Source organism: Cryobacterium sp. PH31-L1 (assembly GCF_030063145.1).
Lineage (GTDB): Bacteria > Actinomycetota > Actinomycetes > Actinomycetales > Microbacteriaceae > Cryobacterium.
Window position 1 is genome coordinate 1 of sequence record NZ_JASISM010000027.1, and the last position, 872, is coordinate 872.

Genomic DNA, 872 nt, shown 5'->3' on the forward strand with positions numbered 1-872 from the left:
ACCGCCCCAGTTAAACTACCCACCAGGCACTGTCCCTGAACCGGATCACGGTTCGAAGTTAGGTATCCAATATGACCAGAGTGGTATTTCAACAATGACTCCACCTGAACTAGCGTCCAAGCTTCACAGTCTCCCACCTATCCTACACAAGCCACACCGAACACCAATACCAAGCTGTAGTAAAGGTCACGGGGTCTTTCCGTCCTGCTGCGCGTAACGAGCATCTTTACTCGTAATGCAATTTCGCCGAGTTCGCGGTTGAGACAGCTGGGAAGTCGTTACGCCATTCGTGCAGGTCGGAACTTACCCGACAAGGAATTTCGCTACCTTAGGATGGTTATAGTTACCACCGCCGTTTACTGGGGCTTAAATTCTCAGCTTCGCCTTGCGGCTAACCGTTCCTCTTAACCTTCCAGCACCGGGCAGGCGTCAGTCCGTATACATCGTCTTGCGACTTAGCACGGACCTGTGTTTTTAGTAAACAGTCGCTTCCCACTGGTCTCTGCGGCCTTCGAACGCTCCCGGAGCAAGTCCGTTCACGCCTCAGGCCCCCCTTCTCCCGAAGTTACGGGGGCATTTTGCCGAGTTCCTTAACCACGATTCTCTCGATCTCCTTAGTATTCTCTACCTGATCACCTGAGTCGGTTTGGGGTACGGGTGACTAAAACCTCGCGTCGATGCTTTTCTTGGCAGCATAGGATCACTGATTTCACCCTTACGGGCTACCCATCGGGTCTCAACCTTATCTGAGAGACGGATTTGCCTATCTCTCGGCCTACATCCTTAGACCGGGTCAACCATCGCCCGGCTCAGCTACCTTCCTGCGTCACACCTGTTAATACGCTAACCGCACCAGCATAGGGTCGCACGCT

1 rRNA gene is annotated in these 872 nt (G+C 53.2%); it reads right to left on the reverse strand.

The features are described from left to right. Window positions 1–872: ribosomal RNA gene (locus tag QMF22_RS17315) — 23S ribosomal RNA — on the reverse strand; the annotation flags it as partial.